Here is a 23,833-nt window from a genome sequence, read left to right on the forward strand (position 1 = left end):
GGCCCCTTTTTTGCGCGCGTCGACTCCTCAGGAGAGGAAGCCGCCGTCCACATTCAGCGCCACGCCGGTGGTATAGCTGGAGGCGTCGCTGGCCAGGTACAGCACGGTGCCGGCCATTTCGCTCGGGGCGGCCACGCGCTTGAGCGGGATACGCTGCAGGGCGACGTTGAGGATGGCGTCGTTCTTGGTCAGCGCGGAGGCGAACTTGGTGTCGGTCAGGCCCGGCAGCAGGGCGTTGCAGCGGATGCCGAACTGCGCGCATTCCTTGGCGAAGACCTTGGTCATGCTGATCACGGCGGCCTTGGTCACCGAGTAGATGCCCTGGAACTCGCCCGGGGAGACACCGTTGATCGAGGCGACGTTGATGATCGAGCCGCCACCGTTGGCCTTCATCAGCTTGCCGCCCTCGATGGACATGAAGTAGTAGCCGCGGATGTTGACGTCGACGGTCTTCTGGAATGCGCCCAGGTCGGTGTCCAGCACGTTGCAGAACTGTGGGTTGGTGGCGGCGTTGTTGACCAGGATGTCCAGGCGGCCGAACTGCTCGCGGATAAAGGCGAACACGCTGCTGATCTGCTCCATCTCGCCGATATGGCAGGCAATGGCGGTGGCCTTGCCGCCATCGGCAACAATGGCGTCGGCGACCTTCTGGCAGTCGTCGATCTTGCGGCTCGAGACGATCACGTGGGCGCCTTGCTGGGCCAGCAGCTTGGCGATGGCCTCACCGATGCCGCGGCTGGCGCCGGAAACGAAAGCGATCTTGCCGTCGAGGTCGAACAGGTGGGTCTTGGACATTGTGGTTCCCTTGTCTGAGCCGGGTTAGAGGGTGGATTTCTTGATGACCTGCAGGGCCGCTTGCTCCAGCAGCTTGTTCATCATGATGAACTGGGCGAAGCGCTTGTCCTTGGTCTGGCCATGGAAGAAGCGGTAGTAGATCTGCTGGACGATGCCGGCCAGGCGGAACAGGCCATAGCAGTAGTAGAAGTCGAAGTTGTCGATCTGGATGCCGGCGCGCTCGGCGTAGTAGGCGACGAACTCCTGGCGGGTCAGCATGCCCGGCGCGTTGCTCGGTTGGCGGCGCATCAGCTGCATGGGCTGCGCGTCGCCGGCTTCGATCCAGTAGGCGAGGGTGTTGCCCAGATCCATCAGCGGGTCGCCGATGGTGGTCAGCTCCCAGTCGAGCACGCCGATGATCTGCATCGGGTTGGCCGGGTCGAGGATCACGTTGTCGAAGCGGTAGTCGTTATGCACGATGCCCGGCTTGTGGTGGTCGGCCGGCATCTTCTCGCGCAGCCAGGCCTTGACCGGCTCCCAGGTGGGTGCGTCGGGGGTCAGGGCTTTCTCGTAGCGGTCGCTCCAGCCTTCTATCTGGCGCTTCACGTAGCCTTCCGGCTTGCCCAGGTCGGCCAGGCCGCAGGCCTGATAGTCGACGTTGTGCAGGTCGACCAGCTTGTCGATGAAGCTCTTGCACAGGGCGTTGGTCTGCTCGGCGCTGAAGTTCAGCTCGGCCGGCATGTCGCTGCGCAGGATGATGCCCTTGACCCGCTGCATCACATAGAACTCGGCGCCGATCACCGACTCGTCGGTGCAGTGCACGTAGGCCTTGGGGCAGTACGGGAAACCGGCGTTGAGCTGGTTGAGGATGCGGTACTCGCGGCCCATGTCGTGAGCCGACTTGGCCTTGTGGCCGAACGGCGGGCGACGCAGGACGAACTCCTGCTCGGGGTATTCCAGCAGGTAGGTCAGGTTGGAGGCGCCACCGGGGAACTGGCTGATCCGCGGCGTGCCGGTCAGGCCCGGGATGTGCGCCTTCAGGTACGGGTCGATCTGCGCGGCATCGAGCTCTTCGCCTTCGCGGATGCCGGTGGACTGGTCTGTAAGCGTCATGCTTATCCCTTCTGCTGATGATGGGGGCCACTAATTATTGGCTAATTTAATGGTGCCCTTAAGCAAAGCACAGCGTTATAGATGCGGCTGTTGGTCATTGATCAAGAGGCCTGATTAGCGCGTTTTGCCTGGGGGCGGGCGAAAAAAAACCGGAGTCGAGGACTCCGGTTTTTCCTGTTGCTACAGCGTAGACGCTAGGTCTTACACCGGGAACAGTTCGGCCAGTTTCATGGCCAGCATCATGTCGCCTTCGGCGCGCAGTTTGCCGCCCATGAAGGCTTGCATGCCGTCGGTTTCGCCGGAAGCGATGCCGGCCAGGGTGGCGCTGTCCATGATCAGGGTGACGTTGGCATTGGCGTTGTCGCCTTGCTGGACGTCGCAGGTGCCGTCTTTGACGATCAGCGCGTAGTTCTCACCGTCTTCGATGTTGAACTGGAATACCAGATCCAGGCCGGCAGCAGCGCTGGCGTTGAACTTGGACTTCATGGTGTTGATGGTGTCGGCAACGGAGCTCATGGTTTCTGTCCTTTTTATCGAGGGTTTCTGGCGGCCAGGTGGCCGCAGTGGGCCGGTACTCAGCGATAGGTGATGAGTTCCGGCGCCTTCAACAGTTCCAGATGCACACGACTGTTGAAGGAAGCCAGGGTCACCTCGCGACCGCGGAACTGCAGGCGGCTGAGCGAGGTGTTGACGATCTGCCAGTTGAGATCGAATGCTTTGTGCGCCGGTATCCCGGTGAGCAGGTAGATCAGCGCGGTGATGGTGCCGCCGGAGGTGAACACGGCAATGTTCTGCCGGCTTTCGGCCTGGGCCAACAGGCGTTCGAGCCCGCCCTGTACGCCAGCGACAAAGCCTTGCCAGGTCTCGTGGCCGGGTTGATCGTGCTCGCCGCCGACCCAGCGCTGGATGATGCGCGAGAACAGGTGCTGGAAGGCGGCGCGGTGGTCTTTCGGGTTGCGCAGGATCTCCAGGGCGTCCGGCTCGTTCGGCAGCATGGCCGGCAGCAGGCCGCGGATCACCGCGTCGGCATCGAATTCGTTGAAGCCGGCATCCAGCTCCACCTCCGGCGCGCTCAGGCCGGCGGCGACGCAGCGCTGCAGGGCCGCGCTGGCGGTATGCTGCTGGCGCTGCAGGGTGCCGCTGAGGCAGCGGTCGAAGGTCACGCCGAGGCTGGCCAGGTGGTCGCCGAGCACTTCGGCCTGGCGAATACCGGTGGGCGACAGAACGTCGTAATCGTCTGCACCAAAGGAGGCCTGGCCATGTCGAATCAGGTAGATGCTGCCCACGTCCGCAAGTCGATCCCGGCGGTTGAAGTTTCGCGAGGTTATGGGCAGAGCCAGCCTGCTGTCAACGAAAAAACATACGCTTGTTTGAATTCGCGCGGCGCGCCGACACACGGCTGTTGTTGCTGGTGACGGCCTCTCTGCCTCGGTATGCTGGGGGCTTCTGGGCGCCGTGGACGGCCGCTCTGCAACCGGCAAGCAAGGGGGAACTGTGGAGTTTCTGGTGGATTACGCGGAGTTCCTGCTCCGCACCCTGACCCTGGTGGTCGCCGTGATCGTGGTGCTGGCAAGCATCGCCGCCCTGCGTGGCAAGGGCCGCAGCAAAGGCAGCGGTCATCTCGAAGTGCACAAGCTCAATGATTTCTACAAGGCCCTGCGCGAGCGCCTTGCCCATGCGCTGCTGGACAAGGCGCAGCTCAAGGCTCGCAGCAAGGCCGAGGCCAAGGCGGCCAAGCTGGAGAAGAAGGCCGGCAAGACCCGCAGCCGCGTGTTCGTGCTGGATTTCACCGGCGATATCAAGGCCTCGGCCACCGACAGCCTGCGCCACGAAGTCACCGCGCTGCTGTCCATGGCCAGTGCCGAGGACGAGGTGGTGCTGCGCCTGGAGAGCGGCGGTGGCATGGTGCACAGCTACGGCCTGGCGTCCTCGCAACTGGCGCGCATCCGTCAGGCCGGCGTGCCGCTGACCGTGTGCGTGGACAAGGTGGCCGCCAGCGGCGGCTACATGATGGCCTGCATCGGCGACAAGGTGCTCAGTGCGCCGTTCGCCATCCTCGGCTCGATCGGTGTGGTGGCCCAGCTGCCCAATGTGCATCGCCTGCTGAAGAAGCATGACGTCGACTACGAGGTGCTCACCGCCGGTGAATACAAGCGCACCCTGACCGTGTTCGGCGAGAACACCGAGAAGGGCCGGGAGAAGTTCCAGGAAGACCTGGAAATCACCCACGAGCTGTTCAAGGGCTTTGTGGCCCGCTACCGGCCGCAGCTGAACATCGCCGAGATCGCCACCGGCGAAGTCTGGCTGGGGCTGTCGGCGCTGGAGAAGCAGCTGGTCGACGAGCTCAAGACCAGCGACGAATACCTGGCCGAGCGCGCCCGCGAGGCTGACCTGTTCCTGCTGCATTATGCTGAGCGCAAGAGCCTGCCGGAGCGCTTCGGTCTGGCTGCCAGCGTGGCCGTCGACCGCGTGCTGCTGAGCTGGTGGAGCCGTTTGCAGCAACAACGTTTCTGGTAGGAGGAGTTGTCATGAGTCTGTTCAAGGCGCTGCTGGTCAGCGCAGAGGGTGAGGCGTTCGTGCCGCGGGTGGTCGAGCGCGATACTGCCGAGCTACCGGCCGGCGATGTGCTGATCCGCGTGCAGTATTCCTCGCTCAACTACAAGGATGCGCTGTCCGCCAGCGGCAACCGCGGAGTGACCAAGGCCTACCCGCATACGCCGGGTATCGATGCCGCCGGGGTGGTGGCGGAGTCGGCGGTGGGCGAGTTCGCCGTCGGCGACGAGGTGATAGTCACCGGCTACGACCTGGGCATGAATACCTCCGGTGGTTATGGCCAGTACATCCGCGTGCCGGCGGCCTGGGTGATCAAGCGTCCCAAGGGTCTGAGCCTGCGCGAGGCCATGCTGCTCGGCACCGCCGGCCTCACCGCCGGGTTGTGCGTGGACAAGCTGGAACAGGCCGGGCTGAATCCGGCAGCCGGGCCGGTGCTGGTCACCGGCGCTACCGGCGGTGTTGGCAGTATTGCCGTGGCGCTGCTGGCGCGCCTGGGCTACAGCGTGGCGGCGTCCACCGGCAAGGCCGGGCAGGGCGAGTTCCTGCGTCAGCTCGGCGCCCAGCAGATCGTGCCGCGCGAGGAACTGCAGGAGGGCAGCGAGAAGGCCATGCTTAAGGAGCGCTGGGCCGGTGCGGTGGATACCGTCGGCGGCGACATCCTGTTCAACGTGGTCAAGTCGCTGCGCTACGGAGCCAGTGCCGCCTGCTGCGGCCTGACTGCCGGTATGGGCTTCAAGGGCAGCGTGGCGCCTTTCATCCTGCGCGGGGTCAACCTGCTGGGGGTGGATTCGGTGGAGCTGCCGCTGGTGGTCAAGGCTTCCATGTGGGACAAGCTGTCCCTGCAGTGGAAGCTGGGCAACCTGGAGAGCCTGGCCGAGGAAGTGAGCCTGGAGCAGCTGCCGAGTGCCATCGAGCAGATCCTCGCCGGCAAGCTGGTCGGGCGGGTGCTGGTCAATCTCGGCTGAGTGCAGCTGCAGGAGAAAAGGCCCGGCTGAGCCGGGCCTTTTTATTCGTGCGATCTGAGACTCAATGTCGGCTGGCCGACGCGCAGCGGATGGCTCAGGCCTGGCTGACGTACATGGTGATCTCGGCGCGAAACACCGGAGTGTCCTCGACGTAGGCCACCACCGGCACTTTAACGTCGCCGGTCTGGTTCCAGTCGATGGCGCTGCCGTCGGCCACAGTGCGTACGTCGCCCTTGGCCTTGGCCAGGTATTCCACCGTCATGCCGCGCGGAATCCAGCGGCAACCGGTTGGAATCGAGGCATCGGTCATGGTGCCGGCGGCCAGCTCGGCGGCATTGCACAGGGCGATGGCGTGCACGGTGCCGAGGTGGTTGAGCACCTCGCGGCGCTTGGGAAAGGTCACTTCGGCGTAGCCTGGACGCAGCTCGACGAACTGCGGGGCGATGCTGGAGAAGTAGGGGGCGACCTGGCCAATCATGCTGCTGAATTGTGCTGGGCCAACCTGCTGGTACATCTGCATCATCTGACTCATGGGGGTATTCCTGAACTGAGATTGAAGAGAAGTGCGCGCCCAGGCAGTATACAAATACTAGAAAGTAATTCTAGAAAAATATTCTAATTTTGTCGGAGGCCCCATGGCCCGCCGTTCCCGCAAGGACGAAATTCTCCAGGCCGCCCTGGCCTGCTTCACTGAGGCCGGGGTGGATGCCACCACCATCGAGATGATCCGCGACCGTTCCGGCGCCAGCATCGGCAGCCTCTATCACCACTTCGGCAACAAGGAGCGCATCATCGGCGCGCTCTACCTGGCTGGCACTGGCGAATACGCAGCCTTGCTGGACGAGGGTTTCACCAAGGCCGACAGCGCTGAGGCCTGCGTCAGGCTGCTGGTGACCAGCTATATCGACTGGGTGGTAGCCAATCCGGACTGGGCGCGTTTCATCCTGCACAGCCGCGGGCGGGTCGAAGCCAGTGAAATGGGCGAGCAGCTGCGTGAGGCCAATCGCGTGCACTATCAGCGCATCCTCGATGCCCTGGCTGGCTATCGCCAGGAGGGCCTGTTCAAGAGCATGCCGGCGGACTGCTTCGGTTCGGTGATCATTGGCCCGACCCACGACTTCGCCCGCAACTGGCTGGCCGGGCGCACGCAGACGCAGCTGGCCGACTGCCGCGAACTGCTGGCGCAGGTGGCCTGGGAATCGGTGCGCGCCCGTTGAGGTAGGAGCGAGCTCTGCTCGCGAAGCGCTTGCGGAGCCTGCTTCGTGGGCAGAGCTCGCTCCCACGATTTTTGTTCCGCAATGAAAAAAGCCCCGCAGTGCGGGGCTTTTTCTTGGAGCCGGATCAGGCGCGGCGGCGGAACAGCGGCAGCGGCTGGTCGGTGGAGGCCTGGTAGACCTCGCCGAATTCCTCGAAGGCGCGCAGGGCGTCAATCGGATCCTTGTCCGCGCGCAGGGCGAAGGCATCGAAGCCCACGCGCTGGTAGGAGAACAGCTGATCACGCAGGACGTCGCCAATGGCGCGCAGCTCGCCCTTGTAGCCGTAGCGGTTGCGCAGCAGGTAGGCGCTGGAGCAGTGGCGGCCGTCGGTGAAGGCGGGGAAGTTGAGGGCGATCACCTGGAAGCTGTCCAGCTGGTCGACGATCTCTTCGATTTCCTCGCCGGCTTCCAGCCATACGCCCAGACCGCCATCGCGGGCCTTTAGCGCATGAGCGTGCTCGCGCCACAGGGCCAGCGGCACGATCAGGTCGTCGCTGTTGCTGATGCTGTCGAGCGTGGCGTCTGCAGGCAGCAGGTGCCAGGTCTCGTCCTGTACCTGGCCGTTCTTAATGATTCGCTGCATAGACGCGCTCCTTGAACGGGTCGATCCCGACACGGCGGAAGGTGTCGAGGAAGGTTTCTTCTTCGGTGCGTTGCTCGACATAGACCTTGATCAGTTTGTCGATCACGTCCGGCATGTCGTCCTGGGCGAAGGACGGGCCAAGGATCTGCGCCAGGCTGGCTTCGCGGCCGGCGCTGCCGCCGAGGGAAACCTGGTAGAACTCCTGGCCTTTCTTGTCCACCCCGAGTACGCCGATATGGCCGACGTGGTGGTGGCCGCAGGCGTTCATGCAGCCGGAGATGTTCAGGTCGATATTGCCGATGTCGAACAGGTAGTCCAGGTCGTCGAAGCGGCGCTGGATGGCTTCGGCCACCGGGATCGACTTGGCGTTGGCCAGGGAGCAGAAGTCGCCGCCCGGGCAGCAGATGATGTCGGTCAGCAGGCCGACGTTCGGCGTGGCGAAGCCCAGCTCGCGCAGCTCGCCCCACAGGGTGAACAGCTGCTGCTGCTCAACGTCGGCGAGGATGATGTTCTGGTTATGGCTGTTGCGCACTTCGCCGAAGCTGTAGCGATCGGCCAGGTCGGCGATGGCGTCCAGCTGCTTGTCGGTGACATCGCCCGGCGCCACGCCGGTGGGCTTCAGCGACAGGGTCACGGCGACGTAGCCGGGCTTCTTGTGGGCGAAGGTATTGCGCTGGCGCCAGCGGGCGAAGCCCGGATGCTGGGCGTCGAGGGCGGCCAGTTCGGCGTCTTGGTCGGCCAGGGCCAGGTAGGCCGGGTCGACGAAGTGGGCGGCGACGCGGGCAACTTCGGCTTCGGTCAGGGTGGTCGGGCCATCCTTGAGGTGGGCGAACTCGGCATCCACCTTCTCGGCGAAGACTTCCGGAGTCAGCGCCTTGACCAGGATCTTGATGCGCGCCTTGTACTTGTTGTCGCGACGGCCATAGCGGTTGTACACGCGCAGGATGGCGTCGAGGTAGCCGAGCAGGTGCTGCCACGGCAGGAATTCGTTGATGAAGCTGCCGACGATCGGGGTACGGCCCAGGCCGCCGCCGACGGAGACGCGGAAGCCTAGCTCGCCGGCGTCATTCTGCACCGCTTCCAGGCCGATGTCGTGCACCTCGATGGCGGCGCGGTCGCTCACGGCGCCGTTGACGGCGATCTTGAACTTGCGCGGCAGGTGGGTGAACTCGGGGTGGAAGGTCGACCACTGGCGGATGATCTCGCACCAGGGGCGCGGGTCGATCAGCTCGTCCTTGGCCACGCCGGCGAACTGGTCGGTGGTGGTGTTGCGGATGCAGTTGCCGCTGGTCTGGATCGCGTGCATCTGCACGGTGGCCAGCTCGGCGAGGATGTCCGGCACGTCTTCCAGTTCCGGCCAGTTGAACTGCACGTTCTGCCGGGTACTGATATGCGCGTAGCCCTTGTCGTAGTCGCGAGCGATCTTGGCCATCATGCGCACTTGCTTGGACGACATCAGGCCGTACGGCACGGCGACGCGCAGCATGGGCGCGTAGCGCTGGATATAGAGGCCATTCTGCAGGCGCAGCGGGCGGAACTCTTCACCGGAGAGCTCACCGGCCAGATAGCGGCGGGTCTGGTCGCGGAACTGCTTGACGCGGTCCTCGACGATCCGCTGATCGTACTCGTCGTATACGTACATATATATCCTGTGGTTCAGGCTACTGCTTCATCAGACAGCTAAGGCTTTTTAGGCGCACGGCTGCGCACTCCACGCGGAGCCGGGGGAAGATACCAGTTAACCGATATGCGCAAAAGTGATGTTTGCGCATAAGCACTTAACTAAAAGTGCTTAAAAAGTGGCATTTGCCGGGGCGCGCCTTGAGCCGTTGCGGGCCGTGGTCTTAACTGACAGGGCGAACCACCTATAACCACAACAAGGGGGAAGCCATGAGTGATCACAGCAATGCGGACGACAAGGACAGTGTCGTCGACGCCCGGGCCATTTTCTTGCTGATCCTGATTGCCGTTGCCACGGCGGTGTTCTGGGTCAGCCAGCAGTAGGTCTCTGCCGGTGCCATCAAGGGCCAGCTCCGGCACTGTCGGCGCTGGCCTTTTTCGTGGGAGGCTCTAGATGGTGGCAAAATGCCAGGTTGGCGGCTGTATAATGCCCAACACACTGCCCTGAACGATGAGTCATGAAGTCCCTTTTGCGTTTTCTCTCGCTCTGTTGCCTGTGGCTGGCCAGTCTGACGGCTCAGGCCACCTCTGTGGTTTTCCTTAATCCGGGCTACTCCACTGAACGTTTCTGGCTCGATTACAGCGCCTACATGCAGGATGCCGCCGATGATCTGGGCATGCAGCTGGAGGTGCTCTACGGCGAGCGCGACCCGCACAAGATCCTCGGCAATGCTCGTGCGGTTCTGCAGCGCAGCAACAAACCGGACTTCCTGATCTTCACCAACGAGCAGTACGTGGCGCCCGAGGTGCTGCGTCTGTTCGCCAACAGCGGGATCAAGCTGTTCGCCCTGCACAGCACGCTGACGCCCGAACAGCAGGAGCTGGCCGGCGGCTCCCGCGAGAAGTACAGCAACTGGATCGGCAGCCTGGTGCCCAACGATGAGGAGGCCGGCTACCTCATGGGCCAGGCGCTGATTGGTCTGGCGCCTGGTGGAGCAGGGGAGATGGTGGCTTTTTCCGGGGTCAAGCAGACGCCTTCGGCCACTTTGCGCGAAGCCGGCTTGCGCCGGGCGCTGGCCGAGCATCCACAGATGCGCTTGCGCCAGATGCTCTATGGCGAATGGAAGGAGCAGCGGGCCTATGAGCAGGCCACGGCGTTGCTGCCGCGTTATCCGGCTGTCAGCCTGGTGTGGGCGGCCAATGACGAGATGGCCTTTGGTGTGATTCACGCCGCCCAGGAACAGGGGCGGAATCTGCAGTATGCGGCGCTGAACAATTCGCAGCGGGTGCTGCAGGCGCGGGTGGATGGGCGCATCAGTGTGCTGGCCAGCGGGCATTTCATCCTCGGTGGCTGTGCCCTGGTGATGTTGCACGACTATGCCGCCGGCCTGGATTTTGCCCGCTACGGCGGCAAGGATCAGACCGCGCGGCTGTTCCGCCTGCTCGACGAGCGCCAGGCCCAGCGTCTGCTGCACTTCGACCGCAGGGCCAATGGTCTGGATTTCCGCCGTTTCAGCGCCACCCAGCAGCCACAAATGCGCCAGTACGGTTTCTCCATCGACGCCATGCTGCGCTGAGTTGTCGCTCAGACACCGGCCAGATAGAGCACCAGCTTGACCAGGCCGAACAGCACCAGCACAAACACCGCAGTGAACAGCACACCGAGAATCAGGAAGTGGCTGGGTTTGCCTCGGCTGAAGTCGCGCGAGCGGTTTTTCCCGCTCTGCACGCCAAAGGCCGCGGCCAGCACGCTCTGCAGCATCTCGGTAAAGCTCAGCGGTTTATCGTCTTCTGGGTCGCTCATGGGCACCTCCTGTCAGCAGTCTAGCCCCCTGTGCGGTGACGGCTAGCGGCTGACCTAGAGTTCGGCGTCCAGAGCCTCCACGCGCTTGCGCTCCAGCTCGTCGAAGCGGCTGGCCTGCAGTTCGGCAATGGCGCTTTGCAGGTCGCCAGCGCTGAGTCCGGCGGCACGCAGGCGATTGCGCTCACTGGCGTAATCGCGCAGGCGCTGCTCCCAGGCGGCATGCTGCTGGTCGAGCTCGGCCAGGCTGTCGGCCGCGGCGCTGCCCAGTGCCTGCTCGCGCACCTGGCGGATTTCCTCGGCGCTGGCGCCCCGTGCCTGCATGTCCTGCACGGTGCTATAGAGCTCGCCGTTGCGGGTGGCGGCGGCACGTTCTTCGCGGATCTCGGCCGGGAGCTGGGCTTCCAGTTCGGCGACGGCCTGCTGGCGCTGGCTGTCGCTCAGGCCGCTCTGTTGGGCCAGGGCCAGGCGCTGCACCATGTAGTTGTTCTCGGCATCTTCGCGGGCGAAGAAGGCCTGGCGCTCCTCGCTGGAGAAATACTGCTGGCGCACGGCGTCGAGGGCATCCAGGCGCTGGCGCAGGGCACCGGCCTCCAGCGTGCCGTCGCCGCCCGGCAAGCCCTGTAGGGCAATGCGGTAGTCGACATAGCGCTGCAACAGGTCGCGGGCCTGGCCCAGGGCCGGCTCGTGCAACTGGGCGGCCAGGTCGCGGTGAATTCGCGTCAGTACCTTGTCGAGACCTTCCTCCTCGAGGCCGGCCAGGTAGAAGTCGAACAGGCGCAGCAGGCTGCCCTCGACCAGCAGTCGGCCCTGGGCGTCCACCCGCAGCTGCACGTCGTGGCTGCTGCCTTGCAGGGAGGCGGGCAGTGGGCCGGGATCGGCCAGCTGGGCGGCGGGTGTGTGGTACAGGCTGGCATTGGTGGCGCTGGCCTGGACGCTGCGGGTGTCCGTAGGCGCTGGCCGGTTGGCTGCGGGTGCGGCGACTGGTGCCTGGAGCGGTGCGGCAGCGGGGTCGAGCAGCAGGGTAATGGCGACGGTGAGAGCGCAGAGGCCGGTGACGGCTGCGGCGCTGAGCAGAAACTTGCCTGACATGGAGCGCTCCTGCGGCGCACCTGACCCAGGGCCAGGTGCGCCGATGGATCAGAGGCCGAGGTTCTTCAGGCGGTTGGCCTGGTTCTGATAGAGGGTCTTGGGGTTGCTCTCGAACAGCGACACCAGGCCCATGACGTGGTTGTTCGCGTCCAGGTGGTTCATCGTGTAGTTGTCCTTGAGTACCTTGCCGAAGTGGCTGGAGCAGCGTCCGGTGACCCCGTCATTGGCCTCGCTGATCGCCAGCGAGGTAATGCCGAACAGCGGGTCGGAAATATCCAGGACGTTGGTCAGCTTGCTGGTGCCGCTCCAGGAGTACATGCGCACGCTGTTGCCATTGATGGTGGCGGTTTCCGGGCCTTCGCCGCAGGACGTGGTGGGAATGCCGACCGGGAACTTGCTGTTGTTCGCCGCGGCGCCGGTCTTGTTGAACTCGGCGAGCATGGCGCGGATGTCCGACTGGCTCTTCTTGTTGTTCGACAGCAGGTTGACCAGGTCACCCACGGCGTTGGCGAACACGTCGAAGGCTACGCCCTGCAAGGTGCCGGCCGGGGCGATGCCGGTGGCCACGTCGGCCAGGGGCGACCCTTTGTGCGGGGTGTGCAGGGTGGTGACCGAGGCCACCAGATCCGGCCGGGTGTTCATCACGTAGCGCGCCGTGATGCCGCCCTGGCTGTGACCGATCAGGTTGAATTTCTTGATGGTGCCGCCGGAGCCGGCACGAATCTGCTCGAGCTGGCTGATCAGCGCTTCGCCACGCTTGGCCGAGCTGTCGAAGGCATTGATCTTCGGTACGTAGACCTTGGCGCCTTGGCTTTGCAGGTCGCTGGGAATGCCATACCAGTAGTCGATGCCGGCGATGGTGTCGAAGGCGAAGATGCCGGGCACCAGGACGATGGGGTTCTTGGTTTGCGCCTGGGTGCCGGCGGCAAAGGAGGGCAGTGCAGCGCACAGGCCGAGGACGGCCAGTGCTGGTACGAGCAGCTTTTTCATGGTGAGTAACCTGTGTTCTATTTTTGTTGTTGTAACTCCGCACACAGCAGCGGAGATGGCGGCCATCAGAACACCTGTGTACTCGGGCGCACTTGTAAGAACTGATGAAATCGCGCGAATGGTGCGCAAAAAAATGTGACGCGCGTCACGCTGAGGGGCTGCCAATGGGGGCGCAAGGCGGCGCTTGTGATAACCCTCCGCGCACAAGAACAACAAAACCGCCGCCACTTGCCAGTGGCCAGACGGGAGTGCCGATGCTGCCGAGTGCTGCGCCAATCCTGCTGTATCTGTGGGACAAGAGAACCTTCTGCCTGAGTGCCTTCAGCGAGCCGCTGCAGCTCTCGCAGGCCGCGTCCATGCTGCTGATCAGCCTCGACGGGCCGATGCGCCTGTACAGCCAGGGCGTCGAGCAACTGTGCTCCAGCGCGCTGTTGCCGGCCGGCCTGGAGCTGAACGTGGACACCCAGGGCTCGCGTGTAGCGCTGTGCTACCTGGACGTGTTCGGCGAGGACTTCGCCCTGCTGGCGCCACGCATGGCCAGCCACCATGCCGGTGTCCTCGGTGGACTGCAGGACGAGGAGCGCTATCGCCAGCGCTTCGACGAGCTGCACCAGTGCGTTGCCGAGCCGGCGCAGATCTGGGCCTGGCTCAACGAACTGATCAATCCGCAGCGGTGCAAGCCACAGGGCTTCGTCTGCGACCCGCGCATCGTCCGCGCGGTGGCGCTGATCAAGGCCGATGTGTCATGCAACCACTCCATCGACTACCTGGCGGCGCAGATCGGCCTGTCGGTGCCGCGCCTGACCCAGCTGTTCCGCCAGACCGTTGGTATCCCGATCCGCCGCTATCGCCAGTGGCACCGCCTGTTCGTCACCACGCTGGGCGTTGCGCAGGGCATGAGCCTGACCGAGGCGGCGGTGGCCGCCGGCTTTACCGACTCGGCGCATTTCAGCCATACCTTCCGCACCATCACTGGCCTCAAGCCCTCCACGGTGCTGGCCCAGGCCGCGCGGATCCGCCTGTTCGCCGACGCTAGCGGGATTGAGCCGGACGGAGCCGGCGGGCACACTGCAGGCTGACACACTGCGTGAGCCTGGCATGAGCGCCGCCGATTTCCCCGATGACTCCGAGCAGACCGAGCGCACCCGCGAAACGGTGATGCGCTACCACCTGAGCTGGAAGTACCGCGACCTCGAGGCGGTGATGGCGCTGTACCACCCGGACGTCGAGTACAACGATTTCTTCCAGCAGCGCACCATGCGCCTGGCCGAGCTGCGTGCCTATGTGCAGAGCAACCTGCCGCGCCTGCCCGACGAGGCTCTGGAGCACACCGACCGCATTCGCATCGATGGCCACACGGCGTTCATCCAGTACCGTTTCGCTCTGCAGGGGAGTGAGGGTCTGGCGTCGTTCCGTACCGGCGAGGCGATCACCGTGCGCGACGGCCTGATCTGGCGGATCAACGAATACGCCACCCTGTTGCGCGAGGAGCGTCCGGTCAGCGAAGGCGGCCCGGCGCGCCCGGCGATCAGCCGCCTGGGCCTCTCCGCTCGTCAGCTCGGCCTGCTGGCGCAGGATCTGCAGGACTACTTCCAGCGCCACAAGCCGTTCCTCGACCCCGAACTCGACCTGCAGCAGGTGGCCGCCGCCACCGGCTACAGCCGCAACCAGATTTCCCACCTGCTCAACCAGGTGCTGGGGCAGAGCTTCTACCGCTACGTCAACCAGGCGCGCCTGCAGCACCTGCTCGACGGCCTGGAGGCGGGCAGCGACCTCAGGCGCGTGGATGAGCTGGCCTTCGCTGCCGGTTTCAACTCGCTGTCGGCGTTCTACAACTGCTTCCGCCGCCATACCGGCCTGTCGCCCAAGGCCTACCTCAAGCAGATTTCCTTGCGGGCCCGCACGCAAGACAAGCCCTGAGGTGCCCACTAGTCTCTGCGCATTCCCCGTTTCCGGAGCATGCAATGAGCAACTGGCGTGGTATCAGCCTGTGGATGGATCAGCTCGACGAGCCCTTGGCGCCGCGCCCGGCGCTGGGCTGCGAGCTGCAGGCCGACGTGGCGATCATCGGTGCCGGTTATACCGGGCTGTGGACGGCCTATTACCTCAAGCGCCAGGCGCCGCAGCTGCGGGTGGTGATAGTCGAGGCCGAGACCGCCGGCTTCGGCGCCTCCGGGCGCAACGGTGGCTGGCTGATGGGCAACCTGCTCGGCGAAGACCGCCTGCTGGGCCGTCTGCCGGTGGCGCAGCGCAAGGCCGGCTTCGACCTGCTGCACGGTATTCCCGACGAGGTCGGCGCGGTGCTGCAGCGTGAAGGCATCGCCTGCGACTACCGCAAGGGCGGCGTGCTGTATTGCGCGGCGCGTTATCCCGAACAGCAGGCAAGCCTGCGCAGCTGGCTGGATGATCTGCACGCCCAAGGCCTGGGCGAGCAGGACTACCGCTGGCTGGAACCCGCCGAGCTGAGCGAGCAGCTGCGCATCGCCAACCCCTATGGTGCCATCCATACCCCGCATTGCGCGACCATCCAGCCGGCCAGGCTGGTGCGTGGCCTGGCCCGTGTGGTCGAGGCCATGGGCGTGGAAATCTACGAACAGAGCCGGGTCAGCGCCTGGCAGCCGGGCCTGGTGCGTACCGCCCATGGCAGCGTGCGCGCCGACTGGGTGGTGCCGGCGGTCGAGGGCTATGCCGCCGGCCTGCCGCCCCTGGGTCGCTACCAGTTGCCGGTACAGAGCTTGATCGTCGCCACCGAGCCGTTGCCGGCGGATGTCTGGGCAGAGATCGGCCTGGATCGCGGCCAGGCCTTCGGCGAGTCCAGCCGCCAGGTCACCTACGGTCAGCGCAGTGCCGACGACCGCCTGGTGTTCGGTGCCCGCGGCGGTTACCGCTTCGGCGGCCAGCTGCGCAGCGACTTCAACCTCACCACGGATGAGCGTGAGCTGCGCCGCTACCTGTTTGGCGAGCTGTTTCCGCAGCTGCGCAATGTGCGCCTGACCCACGCCTGGGGCGGCAACCTGGGCATGGCCCGGCACTTCCACCCGCACATGCTGCGCGACCGCAAGAACGGCATCGTCCTGTCCGGCGGCTACGGCGGCGAAGGGGTGGGGGCGAGCAACCTGGGTGGGCGCACCCTGGCCGACCTGATCCTCGGCCAGGACAGCGAGCTGACCCGCCAGCCCTGGGTGATGAGCGACAGTCCGCTGAGCCGGCTCAGCGGCTGGGAGCCGGAGCCCTGCCGCTGGCTGGGCTACAACGCGATCATCCGCAGTTTCGTCCATGAAGACCGCGTGCTGGCCGATCCGCGCAGCGCGCCCTGGCGTCGCCGCCTGGCGCAGCAGGTGGCGGGCTTCATGGAAAGCTTCATGCGTTAACCCGAATTGCCCTGGAGAAAGTCATGACCATCAACCATTTCAAGAACACCACCAGCCTCGTACTGGATGAATCCAATCCGGTGGCCGTGCCGCTCAGCCAGCCGGTGGCCGTGACCTCGACCACCAGCGTCGAGCGCGATGACGGCGTCGAGGCCGGCGTGTGGGAATGCACCCCGGGGCGCTGGCGCCGGCAGATCGTGCAGCAGGAGTTCTGCCACTTCATCGCCGGGCGCTGCACCTTCACCCCGGATGGCGGCGAGCCCATCGAGATCCGCGCCGGCGATGCCCTGATGATGCCGGCCAACACCACTGGCGTATGGGACATCCAGGAAACCGTGCGCAAGACCTACGTGCTGATCTTCTGATCGGCCCTTTTCCAGCGACTGCCTACAAGAACAATCAACGAGGTAACCATGCTCAAGAAACTCCTTCCGCTGATGCTGCTGGCATCGGCCAGTCAGGCCGCCGATGGCGTGCGCATCTACAACTGGACTGACTACATCGCCCCGGACACGGTGAAGGCCTTCGAGAAGGCCAGCGGCAAGACGGCCCAGTACGATGTCTACGACAGCAACGAAACCCTCGATGCCAAGCTGATGGCCGGCCGTTCCGGCTATGACGTGGTGTTCCCCTCCAACCACTTCATGGCCCGGCAGATTCAGGGCGGCGCGCTGAAGGTGCTCGACCGCAGCAAGCTGCCCAACTGGAACAACCTCAACCCGGTGCTGATGAAGGCCCTGGAAGGCAACGACCCGGGCAACCAGCACGGCTTCCCCTACCTGTGGGGCACCACCGGCATCGGCTACAACGTCGACAAGGTCAAGGCGGTGCTCGGCGAAGGCGTGGCGGTGGATTCCTGGGATGTGATCTTCAAGCCGGAGAACATGGCCAAGCTGGCCCAGTGCGGCGTGGCCATCCTCGACAACGGCCCGGAGATGCTGCCGATCGCTCTGCACCAGCTGGGCCTGCCGCACCACAGCCAGAACCTCGACGACTACAAGAAGGCCGAGGCGCTGCTGCTGGAGATGCGCAAGAACGTGCGCTACTTCCACTCCTCGAAGTATGTCGGCGACCTGGCCAACGGCGATATCTGCCTGGCCGTGGGCTTCTCCGGCGACATCATGCAGGCCGCCAGCCGCGCCAACGAGGCCGGCAACGGGGTGAAGATCGAGTACGTGATTCCCAAGGAAGGCGCGCCGATGTGGTTCGACATGGTCACCATGCCGGCCGATGCACCGAACGAGGAGGCCGGCTACGCCTTCATGAACTACCTGCTGCAGCCCGAGGTCATGGCCGCCATCAGCAACTACGTGCACTACGCCAACGGCAACGCCAAGGCCGACGACCTGGTCGACCCGGCGCTGAAGGCCGACAACAAGGTCTACCCGCCGCAGGAGGTGATGAGCAAGCTGTACGCCCTGGAGGCCATGCCGCTGAAGATCGACCGCGTGCGCACGCGCATCTGGAGCAAGGTCAAGAGCGGTACCTGATCGGCGCTCCTCTGCCGTTCGCGAAGCCCCGGTCAGTCCGGGGCTTCGTCATTTCAGGCAGGTGAGCAGCTCGGCGAAGTCCGGGCGCTGGCTGCTGTCGGCCTGCTGGCAGGCTGCGGCCAGCGCCTGCAGCTGCGCCGGCGGCGTGGCGCAGCGCTGCAGCAGTTCTTCCAGCAGGATGCCGAAAGCGCGGCTTTCCAGACGCTGCAGCGCATGGCCCTGGGCGCTGCCAGGGGTGAAGAAGGAGGCTGCGCCGAAGTCGCTGAGGCGGCAGTCGTGGCCGTCGACCAGCAGGTTGTGGGCGTACAGGTCGCCATGCAGGATGCCACGTCCGTGCAGGTGCGCCAGCGCACTGGCCACGCCGCGGGCCAGGGCCCACACCTGTTCAGGGGCGAAACGCTGTTCGGGCGCGTAGCAGTCACGGCTGCAGCTGGCCAGCGAGGGCGGCCCTGCCAGCACGCGAAAGCGCGACTCCAGCAGCTCCAGCAACAGACCGTCGGGCTGCCCGGCCTGTGGCTGCAGCGGGCCGATCACCGGCAGCAACTGCGGATGGCGGCCGGCGGAGAGGCAGGCGGCCATCTCGCTGTGGGGCAGGCCGTCGCTGGTCATCTGTCCCCTGAACAGCTTGGCCGCCACCTCGCTGCCGTTCCAGCGGGCACGGTGGATCAGGCCGCTGGCGCCCTGGCCGAGCAGCTCGCCCAGTTGCAGTTGCGTGCGCTCGATGGGTGCCTGCGGATGGCCGGCCAGTGCCGCCGCTTCGGCGCGGTCGCTGCCCGGGTTGCCGGCGAAGGCCAGCCAGGCCAGGCGCGGCAGGTGCAGCAGCCAGTCGGGCAGGGCCTCCAGGCGGTTGGCGGCGATGCGCAGCAGCTCCAGGCGCTCGAGCCCGGCCAGGCTGTGTGGCAGCTCGCTCAGGCGGTTGCCGGCCAGCATCAGCTTCTGCAGGCGCGGGCGCTCGCCCAGTGCGGCGGGCAGCGCCTCGATACGGTTGTCGGTGAGGATCAGCCAGCGCAGCCGGGCCGGCAGCGCCGCGGCCTGCACATGGCGCAGGCGGTTGGACTTGAAGCCGACCATCTCCAGCTGCGGGCAGTCGCCGAGTACTTCCGGCAGGCTCTCGAAGAGGTTGTCCGAGCAGAACAGCACTTTGAGCTTGTGCAGCCGCGGCAGATCGGCCGGCAGGCTGCTCAGGCGGTTGCCGCTGAGGTTGAGCACTTCCAGGCTGTCGGCCAGATCGAAGATTTCTTCCGGGAAGCTCTGCAGGTCGCAGGACAGATCCAGGCGCTGGCAGCCGGCCAGTTCGCCGCGGTGCAGTTGGGCAAGCGTATGCATGTGGGGCTCGGGTTATGCGCCGCGTCCGCGTTGCAGGCGGCCGCTGTTGATCAGCTCGGTGGCACGGGCGCGCAGCTGGCCGCAGCCACCGTCGATATCCTGGCCGGCGCTGTTGCGTACCTTGGTCAGTACGCCGCGGCTGTGCAGGTAGCGCACGATCTGCACGATGCGGTCGCCGTCCGGGCGCTGGAACTCGTCGGCTTCCAGGCTGTTGTAGGGAATCAGGTTGAGCACCGCGTACTTGCCCTTGAACAGGCGCAGGATCTCGTCCATCTCTTCCTGGCTGTCGTTGATGCCCTTGAGCAGCGTCCACTGGTACTGGATCGGGTAGTCGACGGCGCGGGCGTAGGCTTCGCCCAGCTCCATCAGCTCCTCGGGGTCGATGCGCGGTGCACGTGGCAGCAGTTGCTGGCGCAGTTCGGCATTGGTGGTGTGCAGCGACAGGGCCAGGGCTGGCTTGATCCGCTGCTGCGGCAGGCGCTCGAACACCCGTGGGTCGCCAACGGTGGAGAACACCAGGTTCTTGTGGCCGATGCCGCCTTCGCTACCGAGCAGGTCGATGGCTTCCAGCACGTTGTCGAGGTTGTGCGCCGGCTCGCCCATGCCCATGAACACCACTTTCTTCACCGGGCGAAAGCGCCGGGCCAGGGCCACCTGGGCGACGATCTCGGCGCTGCCGACCTGGCGCAGCAGGCCGCTCTTGCCGGTCTGGCAGAACACGCAGCCGACCGCGCAACCGACCTGGCTGGACACGCACAGGCCGCCGCGCGGCAGCAGCACGCTCTCGATCATCTGGCCGTCGTTCAGCTCCACCAGCAGGCGCGCCGAGCCATCCGCACCGGGGTGTTCGGAGCGCAGGCGCACCAGGTTGTCGAGGTCGGCGCCGAGCTGCGGCAGGCCGTCGCGCACGGACAGCGGCAGGAAGTTCTCGCTGTGCTGGCGACGGGTGCCGCTGTTCAGTGGCTTGCCCTGCAGCCAGGCGCGCACCACCCGGCCGCTGTGGACAGGCAGGGCGCCGAGGTCGGCGAGGCGTTGATGGATTTCAGGGATGCGCATGGGGCGCGCATGCTACCACCGGGCGCCGATACCGCGTAGGGCTGGTCGTCAGCGTCGCGGTGCGGTGTTCAGGGCTGGAAGTGCAGGGCCAGCCAGATGGCGTCGGCCGAGCAGGCGGCGACCCGGTGCCGGCACTGGGCGGGAATTAGCAGGGCATCGCCGGCCGTCAGTGCCAGGCTGCCGTCGGCGAACTCCAGGCTGGCAGTGCCGCGCAGCAGGGCGACCCACTCCGGCGTGGGCTGGTCGTACCAGAAGCCGGCAGGGCTGGCCTGGCCGTGGGAGATGATCTGCTCCAGGCGCAGCGCATCGCTTTGCAGCAGGGGGAAGAATTGCTCTTCCCCCTCAGCGGTCGGGGGCGGCAGCAGAGTCGTCACCTTGGGTAGCATGGCGATCGCCTGCCGGCGGGTGGTCGTTACTGCGGGTCGACGCGCACGGCGAAGGCCGAGGTCAAGCGCAGCACCACTTCGCGGCCGAGGTACTCGGTCTTCATGTCCACATCCGGGCGCACCTTGACGGTACGCTCGCTGCCGTCGGGGAAACGCAGGGTGGCGGTGCGCAGCTTGGTGTCCATGGCCCGCACCACGGCGGAGATTTCCACGGTGTCGGCGACCAGCATGCCCGGCTTGCTGCCCAGCGGTGCGGTTGCCAGTACACCGGCACCGCCATCGCTGGAGGCCTCGCCCGGCTGGCGCAGGTAGACGATGCGCTCCAGGCCGACCACGGCGTGGACGCGGTCACCGACCTTGAGCTGATCGAAGTTGTGCATTTGCGGCGGTGCCTGGAAGGTGCGGCTGTTGCCCTCGTCATCCTTGAGGGTAAAGCTGCGCTTGGCCGGGTCGATGGCGGTGACGCTGGCCTGCAGCTCATCGGTCTCGGTGACCACGCCGCCGGGCACACCTTCGGCATAGGCCGCAGTCTGCGAGGACTCGGTGCTCAGTTGGTCGTCGGCATTGCTCTGGCAGCCGACTACCAGGGCAGCGACCAGGGACAGGCTGAAAAGACGGGCTGCTTGCATGTTCAACTCCTTGCCTATGGATTTTGCGGTGCGGTATTGCGGATCTCGTAGACGGCGTCGTCGGCGCGCATCGGCCGGACGTGGATCAGGTAGCTGGGGCCGGGGCTGCCCAGGGTCATCTCGCTCAGGTTGAAGCGCACGTCGAGCTTGAGGTACTTGGTTTCCCCGGCGGCGACGCTGAACTCCTGCTTGATGTCGCGCGGTTCCCACTTGGCCTGGCGGGTCAGACCGGTGATGCGCAGGCTGTGGCGGCCTGGCGCCAGCTCGACGCGGCGGTGGGAGTTGAACTCCAGGGTGCCGACGCTCTGTTCGTCGATCAGTACGTCCGGGTAGGAGTAACGCAGCGGTTGCCGGCCGGGGTTGTCCGCTTCGGGGCGATACAGGTAGACGACGGCCTTGTTCGAGTTACTCGGCGGCACTGCCTCGAAGTAACCAGGGCCGGCGCAGGCGGCGAGCAGGAATAGGAGGGGGAGTAGGGTGGGCAGTCGGCGCATGGGCGTTCCTTCGTGGCGTCTGTGCTTCCCCAGCGTAGCAGCGTCTGGCATCTGCGCTAGCGCTCTGTCAGGGCAGGCCGCCGGCGGGCCCTGGCTGTGCTATCGTCGCGCTCCGCTTCACGGTCTCAGGATTCGCCACGCATGAAATTCATCCACCAACGCGAGCAGCTCAACGAAGACGACATCGTCGTCATCCAGTGTTCGCAGCCCTGCAACATCCGTCTGATGAACGATGCGAACTTCCGCAGCTTCAAGAACGGCGGCCGCCATACCTACCACGGCGGTGCCTTCGACAAATTCCCGGCGAAGATCACCGTGCCCAGCAGCGGCTTCTGGAACATCACCCTGGACACCGTCACCCGCCGCGCGGTCAGCGTGACGCGCAAGCCGAAGCTGGAATACTCGATCAAGTTCGTCCGCCGCTCCAGCTGAGCCGGGCCGACGCCGCCTAGTCGACGCTGGCGCGCTGCTGGCCGGAGCGACCCAGGCGGTACTGGTTATCGCCGCTGCGCTTGGCCTCGTACATGGCCTGGTCGGCGAGATGGATGAGCCGATCCATGCTCGGTGCATGATCGGGGAAGGCGGCGATGCCCAGGCTGGCATCGATGCGCCGCTGGCTGCTGTCGTCGGCCAGCGGTAGTGCCAGGGCGGTGAGGATCTTCTCGCCGATGGCGCGGGCTTCTTCCTCCAGCTGACGCTCCAGCGCCAGCCCTTCGAGAATCACCACGAACTCGTCACCGCCGATCCGTGCCACGCTGTCCGACTCGCGCAGGGCGGCCTTGAGCCGTCGTGCAGTGGCGACCAGCACCTGATCGCCGGCGACATGGCCATGGGTGTCGTTGATCGTCTTGAAGCCGTTGAGGTCGATGAACACCAGCGCCACCCGCAGGTTGCTGCGGCGCGCGCGCTCCAGGGCGCTGCGCAGGCGATCCTCGAACACCAGGCGGTTGGGCAGGCCGGTCAGCGCATCGTGGTGGGCCAACTGGTGCATCTGGCTGGCCCAGGCCTTTTCCTCGGTGATGTCGCGCACCACGCCCATCATTTTCAGCGGTGTGCCGCTGGCATCCTTGGTCACGTTGCCGGTCTCGCGCAGCCAGTGCACGCTGCCGTCCGGCCAGATCACCCGGTATTCCTCGTCGTGGTTCTCGCCGGTCTCGATGCAGCGCAGCTCGCCGGCGCGCACGCGCTGGCGGTCGTCCGGGTGCACGCTGTGGCAGAACAGCTCGTAGCTCGGCGTGATGGTGCCTGGCTGATGGCCGAACATGGCGTAGATGGCTTCCGACCAGTACAGGCGGTTGGTGTCGATGTCCCAGTCCCAGGTGCCGATGCGGGCGAAGTACTGGCTGCGCTGGAAACGCTCGGCGTCATCGCCGCTGCGGGCCGGTTCGCTGAGGCGCTGCAACAACAGCAGGCTGCCGTGCCCGTCGGCCGCTGGCAGGCGGCTGACCTTGAGGCTGGTGCCGGGTGGATCGGCGAGGGCGATGCACTGGCTGTCGCTGTCGTTCAGCGCCGGCAGGCAGGTGTCGATAGGGCGGCCGCGCAGTTCGCTCGCGGTCTTGCCCAGCAGCTGGGCGGCGACTGGATTGCACCAGCGGATGCAGGCGCTGGCGTCGAGGCGCAGCAGGCCTTGTTCCTGCTCGGCGAGCAGCTGGCGATAGTCGTCGAGCTCCTGGCGAGCCTGCCGCTCGCGCAGCAGCAGGTAGGTGGCGAGGGCAAGCAGAATGATGAGGGTCAGGGCGATAGGGAGCATGGTGCGTTGCCGATCCGTCGGGCAATGGCCTGCCAGGTGCTGAAAGTGCCGTCATTCTGCCTGATGGAATACCAGGCGCGGTAATGAAAAGCCCGCCAGGTGGCGGGCTAACGGGTTACAGGGCTTCCCGGTTGGCGCTGTGCTGTTCGCAGGTCATGAAGCCCTTGCTGTCGACCTGGCCGTTGGCGTCGAAACTGACGTAGTAGACCTGCTGGTGGCCTTCGCGGTTGAGCACGTAGTTGTTGCAACTGCCGGGTTTGTCGCTGCGGTTGATTTGCGTGGAGGGCGTGCCGCCGATGGTCAGCACCTGCTGTTTGCTCATGCCGTCCTCGACCTGTTTGACCAGCGGTTCGTCGCGGTAGGTGACGTAGTCCACCGGGTTTTCCGGTTTGACCGCACAGCCGGCGGTCAGCGCTGCCACGCCCAGTACTGCCAGGATTTGCTTGCACATAACGAGTCGCTCCATCGAGTGGGCCGTTATGGCCCTGTAGTGGCTTGGAGCCTAGTACAACCTGTGAGTTCGGTTGTCTTGCACCAGCGGTTGCGCCTCGGCGCGGCTTGCAGGTGTGTGGTGGGCGCTGGAA

Annotated in this window: 27 protein-coding genes; 10 read left to right on the forward strand and 17 right to left on the reverse strand. The window is 65.5% G+C overall.

All coding sequences use genetic code 11. The annotated features are described in order from the left end of the window. Window positions 1-27: 27 nt before the first annotated feature. From A9179_RS08655 to A9179_RS08670, 4 genes are all read right to left on the reverse strand, one after another. Entirely contained in the window at window positions 28-795 is a 768-nt protein-coding gene (locus tag A9179_RS08655) for an SDR family oxidoreductase (protein ID WP_187805414.1), read from the reverse strand. Between the two features lie 24 nt (window positions 796-819). Then, a complete protein-coding gene (locus A9179_RS08660; RefSeq protein ID WP_187805415.1) occupies window positions 820-1,887 on the reverse strand; it encodes a phosphotransferase family protein in 1,068 nt (355 codons plus the stop codon). 201 nt (window positions 1,888-2,088) lie between these two features. After that, the gene (locus A9179_RS08665; protein WP_137972692.1) at window positions 2,089-2,403 is read right to left on the reverse strand and encodes an SCP2 sterol-binding domain-containing protein; all 315 of its coding nucleotides are present in this window, start codon (window positions 2,401-2,403) and stop codon (window positions 2,089-2,091) included. Between the two features lie 59 nt (window positions 2,404-2,462). Next, window positions 2,463-3,173: a histidine phosphatase family protein gene (locus A9179_RS08670; protein WP_187805416.1), complete on the reverse strand. Its 711-nt coding sequence runs from the start codon at window positions 3,171-3,173 to the stop codon at window positions 2,463-2,465. Window positions 3,174-3,381: 208 nt separating this feature from the next. Here A9179_RS08670 and sohB point away from each other — a divergent pair, with 208 nt between their 5' ends. Together sohB and A9179_RS08680 are read left to right on the forward strand one after the other, a co-directional pair. Then, window positions 3,382-4,404, forward strand: coding sequence for a protease SohB (gene sohB / locus A9179_RS08675; RefSeq protein WP_187805417.1), 1,023 nt, complete (start codon window positions 3,382-3,384; stop codon window positions 4,402-4,404). Window positions 4,405-4,415: 11 nt separating this feature from the next. After that, window positions 4,416-5,405 carry a YhdH/YhfP family quinone oxidoreductase gene (locus tag A9179_RS08680; protein WP_187805418.1) on the forward strand — a complete coding sequence of 330 codons (990 nt, stop codon included), beginning with the start codon at window positions 4,416-4,418 and terminating at the stop codon, window positions 5,403-5,405. A gap of 94 nt (window positions 5,406-5,499) precedes the next feature. On the opposite strand, the gene A9179_RS08685 is transcribed toward A9179_RS08680, so the two are convergent. Further along, window positions 5,500-5,937, reverse strand: a complete 438-nt coding sequence (locus A9179_RS08685) for a hotdog fold domain-containing protein (RefSeq protein WP_187805419.1) — start codon at window positions 5,935-5,937, stop codon at window positions 5,500-5,502. Between the two features lie 103 nt (window positions 5,938-6,040). On the opposite strand from A9179_RS08685, the gene A9179_RS08690 reads away from it, so the two are divergent. Next, complete coding sequence (locus A9179_RS08690; protein WP_187805420.1) at window positions 6,041-6,622, forward strand: TetR/AcrR family transcriptional regulator; 582 nt, start codon at window positions 6,041-6,043, stop codon at window positions 6,620-6,622. 124 nt (window positions 6,623-6,746) lie between these two features. Here A9179_RS08690 and A9179_RS08695 read toward each other — a convergent pair whose 3' ends face one another. Together A9179_RS08695 and A9179_RS08700 are read right to left on the reverse strand one after the other, a co-directional pair. Next, entirely contained in the window at window positions 6,747-7,244 is a 498-nt protein-coding gene (locus tag A9179_RS08695) for a DUF934 domain-containing protein (RefSeq protein WP_187805421.1), read from the reverse strand. Continuing rightward, window positions 7,228-8,886 carry a nitrite/sulfite reductase gene (locus tag A9179_RS08700; RefSeq protein ID WP_187805422.1) on the reverse strand — a complete coding sequence of 553 codons (1,659 nt, stop codon included), beginning with the start codon at window positions 8,884-8,886 and terminating at the stop codon, window positions 7,228-7,230. The genes A9179_RS08695 and A9179_RS08700 overlap by 17 nt, the downstream gene beginning before the upstream one ends. Before the next feature lie 496 nt (window positions 8,887-9,382). On the opposite strand from A9179_RS08700, the gene A9179_RS08705 reads away from it, so the two are divergent. Continuing rightward, complete coding sequence (locus A9179_RS08705; protein ID WP_187805423.1) at window positions 9,383-10,441, forward strand: ABC transporter substrate-binding protein; 1,059 nt, start codon at window positions 9,383-9,385, stop codon at window positions 10,439-10,441. Between the two features lie 8 nt (window positions 10,442-10,449). On the opposite strand, the gene A9179_RS08710 is transcribed toward A9179_RS08705, so the two are convergent. Genes A9179_RS08710 through A9179_RS08720 form a run of 3 tightly spaced genes read right to left on the reverse strand, consistent with a single transcriptional unit; the run spans window position 10,450 to window position 12,747 of the window. Continuing rightward, window positions 10,450-10,668, reverse strand: coding sequence for a DUF2970 domain-containing protein (locus A9179_RS08710; RefSeq protein ID WP_187805424.1), 219 nt, complete (start codon window positions 10,666-10,668; stop codon window positions 10,450-10,452). Between the two features lie 54 nt (window positions 10,669-10,722). Continuing rightward, the gene (locus A9179_RS08715; RefSeq protein WP_187805425.1) at window positions 10,723-11,757 is read right to left on the reverse strand and encodes a lipase secretion chaperone; all 1,035 of its coding nucleotides are present in this window, start codon (window positions 11,755-11,757) and stop codon (window positions 10,723-10,725) included. 48 nt (window positions 11,758-11,805) lie between these two features. Next, a complete protein-coding gene (locus A9179_RS08720; RefSeq protein WP_187805426.1) occupies window positions 11,806-12,747 on the reverse strand; it encodes a lipase family alpha/beta hydrolase in 942 nt (313 codons plus the stop codon). Between the two features lie 254 nt (window positions 12,748-13,001). On the opposite strand from A9179_RS08720, the gene A9179_RS08725 reads away from it, so the two are divergent. The 5 genes from A9179_RS08725 to A9179_RS08745 are packed head-to-tail and all read left to right on the forward strand — an operon-like array spanning window position 13,002 to window position 17,608. Then, window positions 13,002-13,826 (forward strand): helix-turn-helix domain-containing protein, encoded by an 825-nt coding sequence (locus tag A9179_RS08725; protein WP_187805427.1) that lies wholly within the window; start codon window positions 13,002-13,004, stop codon window positions 13,824-13,826. A 19-nt stretch (window positions 13,827-13,845) separates the two neighbouring features. Further along, window positions 13,846-14,667 (forward strand): AraC family transcriptional regulator, encoded by an 822-nt coding sequence (locus tag A9179_RS08730; protein WP_187805428.1) that lies wholly within the window; start codon window positions 13,846-13,848, stop codon window positions 14,665-14,667. Between the two features lie 44 nt (window positions 14,668-14,711). Next, window positions 14,712-16,118, forward strand: coding sequence for an NAD(P)/FAD-dependent oxidoreductase (locus tag A9179_RS08735; protein WP_187805429.1), 1,407 nt, complete (start codon window positions 14,712-14,714; stop codon window positions 16,116-16,118). A gap of 23 nt (window positions 16,119-16,141) precedes the next feature. Beyond that, window positions 16,142-16,483, forward strand: coding sequence for a cupin domain-containing protein (locus A9179_RS08740; protein ID WP_187805430.1), 342 nt, complete (start codon window positions 16,142-16,144; stop codon window positions 16,481-16,483). Between the two features lie 48 nt (window positions 16,484-16,531). After that, on the forward strand, window positions 16,532-17,608 hold the full coding sequence (locus A9179_RS08745; protein WP_187805431.1) for a polyamine ABC transporter substrate-binding protein: 1,077 nt from the start codon (window positions 16,532-16,534) through the stop codon (window positions 17,606-17,608). Between the two features lie 48 nt (window positions 17,609-17,656). On the opposite strand, the gene A9179_RS08750 is transcribed toward A9179_RS08745, so the two are convergent. From A9179_RS08750 to A9179_RS08770, 5 genes are all read right to left on the reverse strand, one after another. Next, complete coding sequence (locus A9179_RS08750; protein ID WP_187805432.1) at window positions 17,657-18,934, reverse strand: leucine-rich repeat-containing protein kinase family protein; 1,278 nt, start codon at window positions 18,932-18,934, stop codon at window positions 17,657-17,659. A 12-nt stretch (window positions 18,935-18,946) separates the two neighbouring features. Continuing rightward, entirely contained in the window at window positions 18,947-19,990 is a 1,044-nt protein-coding gene (locus A9179_RS08755; RefSeq protein ID WP_187805433.1) for an RNA methyltransferase, read from the reverse strand. A gap of 68 nt (window positions 19,991-20,058) precedes the next feature. Next, window positions 20,059-20,376 (reverse strand): cupin domain-containing protein, encoded by a 318-nt coding sequence (locus A9179_RS08760; protein WP_187805434.1) that lies wholly within the window; start codon window positions 20,374-20,376, stop codon window positions 20,059-20,061. A 26-nt stretch (window positions 20,377-20,402) separates the two neighbouring features. Further along, window positions 20,403-21,005, reverse strand: coding sequence for a hypothetical protein (locus A9179_RS08765; protein ID WP_187805435.1), 603 nt, complete (start codon window positions 21,003-21,005; stop codon window positions 20,403-20,405). Between the two features lie 14 nt (window positions 21,006-21,019). Then, on the reverse strand, window positions 21,020-21,499 hold the full coding sequence (locus tag A9179_RS08770; RefSeq protein ID WP_187805436.1) for a DUF2846 domain-containing protein: 480 nt from the start codon (window positions 21,497-21,499) through the stop codon (window positions 21,020-21,022). Between the two features lie 141 nt (window positions 21,500-21,640). Here A9179_RS08770 and A9179_RS08775 point away from each other — a divergent pair, with 141 nt between their 5' ends. Beyond that, the gene (locus A9179_RS08775) at window positions 21,641-21,931 is read left to right on the forward strand and encodes a DUF1883 domain-containing protein (protein WP_187805437.1); all 291 of its coding nucleotides are present in this window, start codon (window positions 21,641-21,643) and stop codon (window positions 21,929-21,931) included. Window positions 21,932-21,947: 16 nt separating this feature from the next. Here A9179_RS08775 and A9179_RS08780 read toward each other — a convergent pair whose 3' ends face one another. Together A9179_RS08780 and osmE are read right to left on the reverse strand one after the other, a co-directional pair. After that, window positions 21,948-23,249 (reverse strand): diguanylate cyclase domain-containing protein, encoded by a 1,302-nt coding sequence (locus A9179_RS08780; protein ID WP_187805438.1) that lies wholly within the window; start codon window positions 23,247-23,249, stop codon window positions 21,948-21,950. A 115-nt stretch (window positions 23,250-23,364) separates the two neighbouring features. Beyond that, window positions 23,365-23,700 carry an osmotically-inducible lipoprotein OsmE gene (osmE, locus tag A9179_RS08785; RefSeq protein WP_187805439.1) on the reverse strand — a complete coding sequence of 112 codons (336 nt, stop codon included), beginning with the start codon at window positions 23,698-23,700 and terminating at the stop codon, window positions 23,365-23,367. Window positions 23,701-23,833: the final 133 nt, after the last annotated feature.

Origin of the sequence: Pseudomonas alcaligenes (genome assembly GCF_014490745.1) — a bacterium.
Classification (GTDB): Bacteria; Pseudomonadota; Gammaproteobacteria; order Pseudomonadales; family Pseudomonadaceae; genus Aquipseudomonas; species Aquipseudomonas alcaligenes_C.

Bases quoted from the DNA above. Each gene is read 5' to 3' on its own strand.
- A9179_RS08655 (WP_187805414.1), bottom strand. From the start codon at position 795: ATGTCCAAGACCCACCTGTTCGACCTCGACGGCAAGATCGCTTTCGTT.
- A9179_RS08660 (WP_187805415.1), bottom strand. From the start codon at position 1,887: ATGACGCTTACAGACCAGTCCACCGGCATCCGCGAAGGCGAAGAGCTC.
- A9179_RS08665 (WP_137972692.1), bottom strand. From the start codon at position 2,403: ATGAGCTCCGTTGCCGACACCATCAACACCATGAAGTCCAAGTTCAAC.
- A9179_RS08680 (WP_187805418.1), top strand. From the start codon at position 4,416: ATGAGTCTGTTCAAGGCGCTGCTGGTCAGCGCAGAGGGTGAGGCGTTC.
- A9179_RS08685 (WP_187805419.1), bottom strand. From the start codon at position 5,937: ATGAGTCAGATGATGCAGATGTACCAGCAGGTTGGCCCAGCACAATTC.
- A9179_RS08690 (WP_187805420.1), top strand. From the start codon at position 6,041: ATGGCCCGCCGTTCCCGCAAGGACGAAATTCTCCAGGCCGCCCTGGCC.
- A9179_RS08695 (WP_187805421.1), bottom strand. From the start codon at position 7,244: ATGCAGCGAATCATTAAGAACGGCCAGGTACAGGACGAGACCTGGCAC.
- A9179_RS08700 (WP_187805422.1), bottom strand. From the start codon at position 8,886: ATGTACGTATACGACGAGTACGATCAGCGGATCGTCGAGGACCGCGTC.
- A9179_RS08705 (WP_187805423.1), top strand. From the start codon at position 9,383: ATGAAGTCCCTTTTGCGTTTTCTCTCGCTCTGTTGCCTGTGGCTGGCC.
- A9179_RS08710 (WP_187805424.1), bottom strand. From the start codon at position 10,668: ATGAGCGACCCAGAAGACGATAAACCGCTGAGCTTTACCGAGATGCTG.
- A9179_RS08715 (WP_187805425.1), bottom strand. From the start codon at position 11,757: ATGTCAGGCAAGTTTCTGCTCAGCGCCGCAGCCGTCACCGGCCTCTGC.
- A9179_RS08720 (WP_187805426.1), bottom strand. From the start codon at position 12,747: ATGAAAAAGCTGCTCGTACCAGCACTGGCCGTCCTCGGCCTGTGCGCT.
- A9179_RS08725 (WP_187805427.1), top strand. From the start codon at position 13,002: ATGCTGCCGAGTGCTGCGCCAATCCTGCTGTATCTGTGGGACAAGAGA.
- A9179_RS08730 (WP_187805428.1), top strand. From the start codon at position 13,846: ATGAGCGCCGCCGATTTCCCCGATGACTCCGAGCAGACCGAGCGCACC.
- A9179_RS08735 (WP_187805429.1), top strand. From the start codon at position 14,712: ATGAGCAACTGGCGTGGTATCAGCCTGTGGATGGATCAGCTCGACGAG.
- A9179_RS08740 (WP_187805430.1), top strand. From the start codon at position 16,142: ATGACCATCAACCATTTCAAGAACACCACCAGCCTCGTACTGGATGAA.
- A9179_RS08745 (WP_187805431.1), top strand. From the start codon at position 16,532: ATGCTCAAGAAACTCCTTCCGCTGATGCTGCTGGCATCGGCCAGTCAG.
- A9179_RS08750 (WP_187805432.1), bottom strand. From the start codon at position 18,934: ATGCATACGCTTGCCCAACTGCACCGCGGCGAACTGGCCGGCTGCCAG.
- A9179_RS08755 (WP_187805433.1), bottom strand. From the start codon at position 19,990: ATGCGCATCCCTGAAATCCATCAACGCCTCGCCGACCTCGGCGCCCTG.
- A9179_RS08760 (WP_187805434.1), bottom strand. From the start codon at position 20,376: ATGCTACCCAAGGTGACGACTCTGCTGCCGCCCCCGACCGCTGAGGGG.
- A9179_RS08765 (WP_187805435.1), bottom strand. From the start codon at position 21,005: ATGCAAGCAGCCCGTCTTTTCAGCCTGTCCCTGGTCGCTGCCCTGGTA.
- A9179_RS08770 (WP_187805436.1), bottom strand. From the start codon at position 21,499: ATGCGCCGACTGCCCACCCTACTCCCCCTCCTATTCCTGCTCGCCGCC.
- A9179_RS08775 (WP_187805437.1), top strand. From the start codon at position 21,641: ATGAAATTCATCCACCAACGCGAGCAGCTCAACGAAGACGACATCGTC.
- A9179_RS08780 (WP_187805438.1), bottom strand. From the start codon at position 23,249: ATGCTCCCTATCGCCCTGACCCTCATCATTCTGCTTGCCCTCGCCACC.
- osmE (WP_187805439.1), bottom strand. From the start codon at position 23,700: ATGTGCAAGCAAATCCTGGCAGTACTGGGCGTGGCAGCGCTGACCGCC.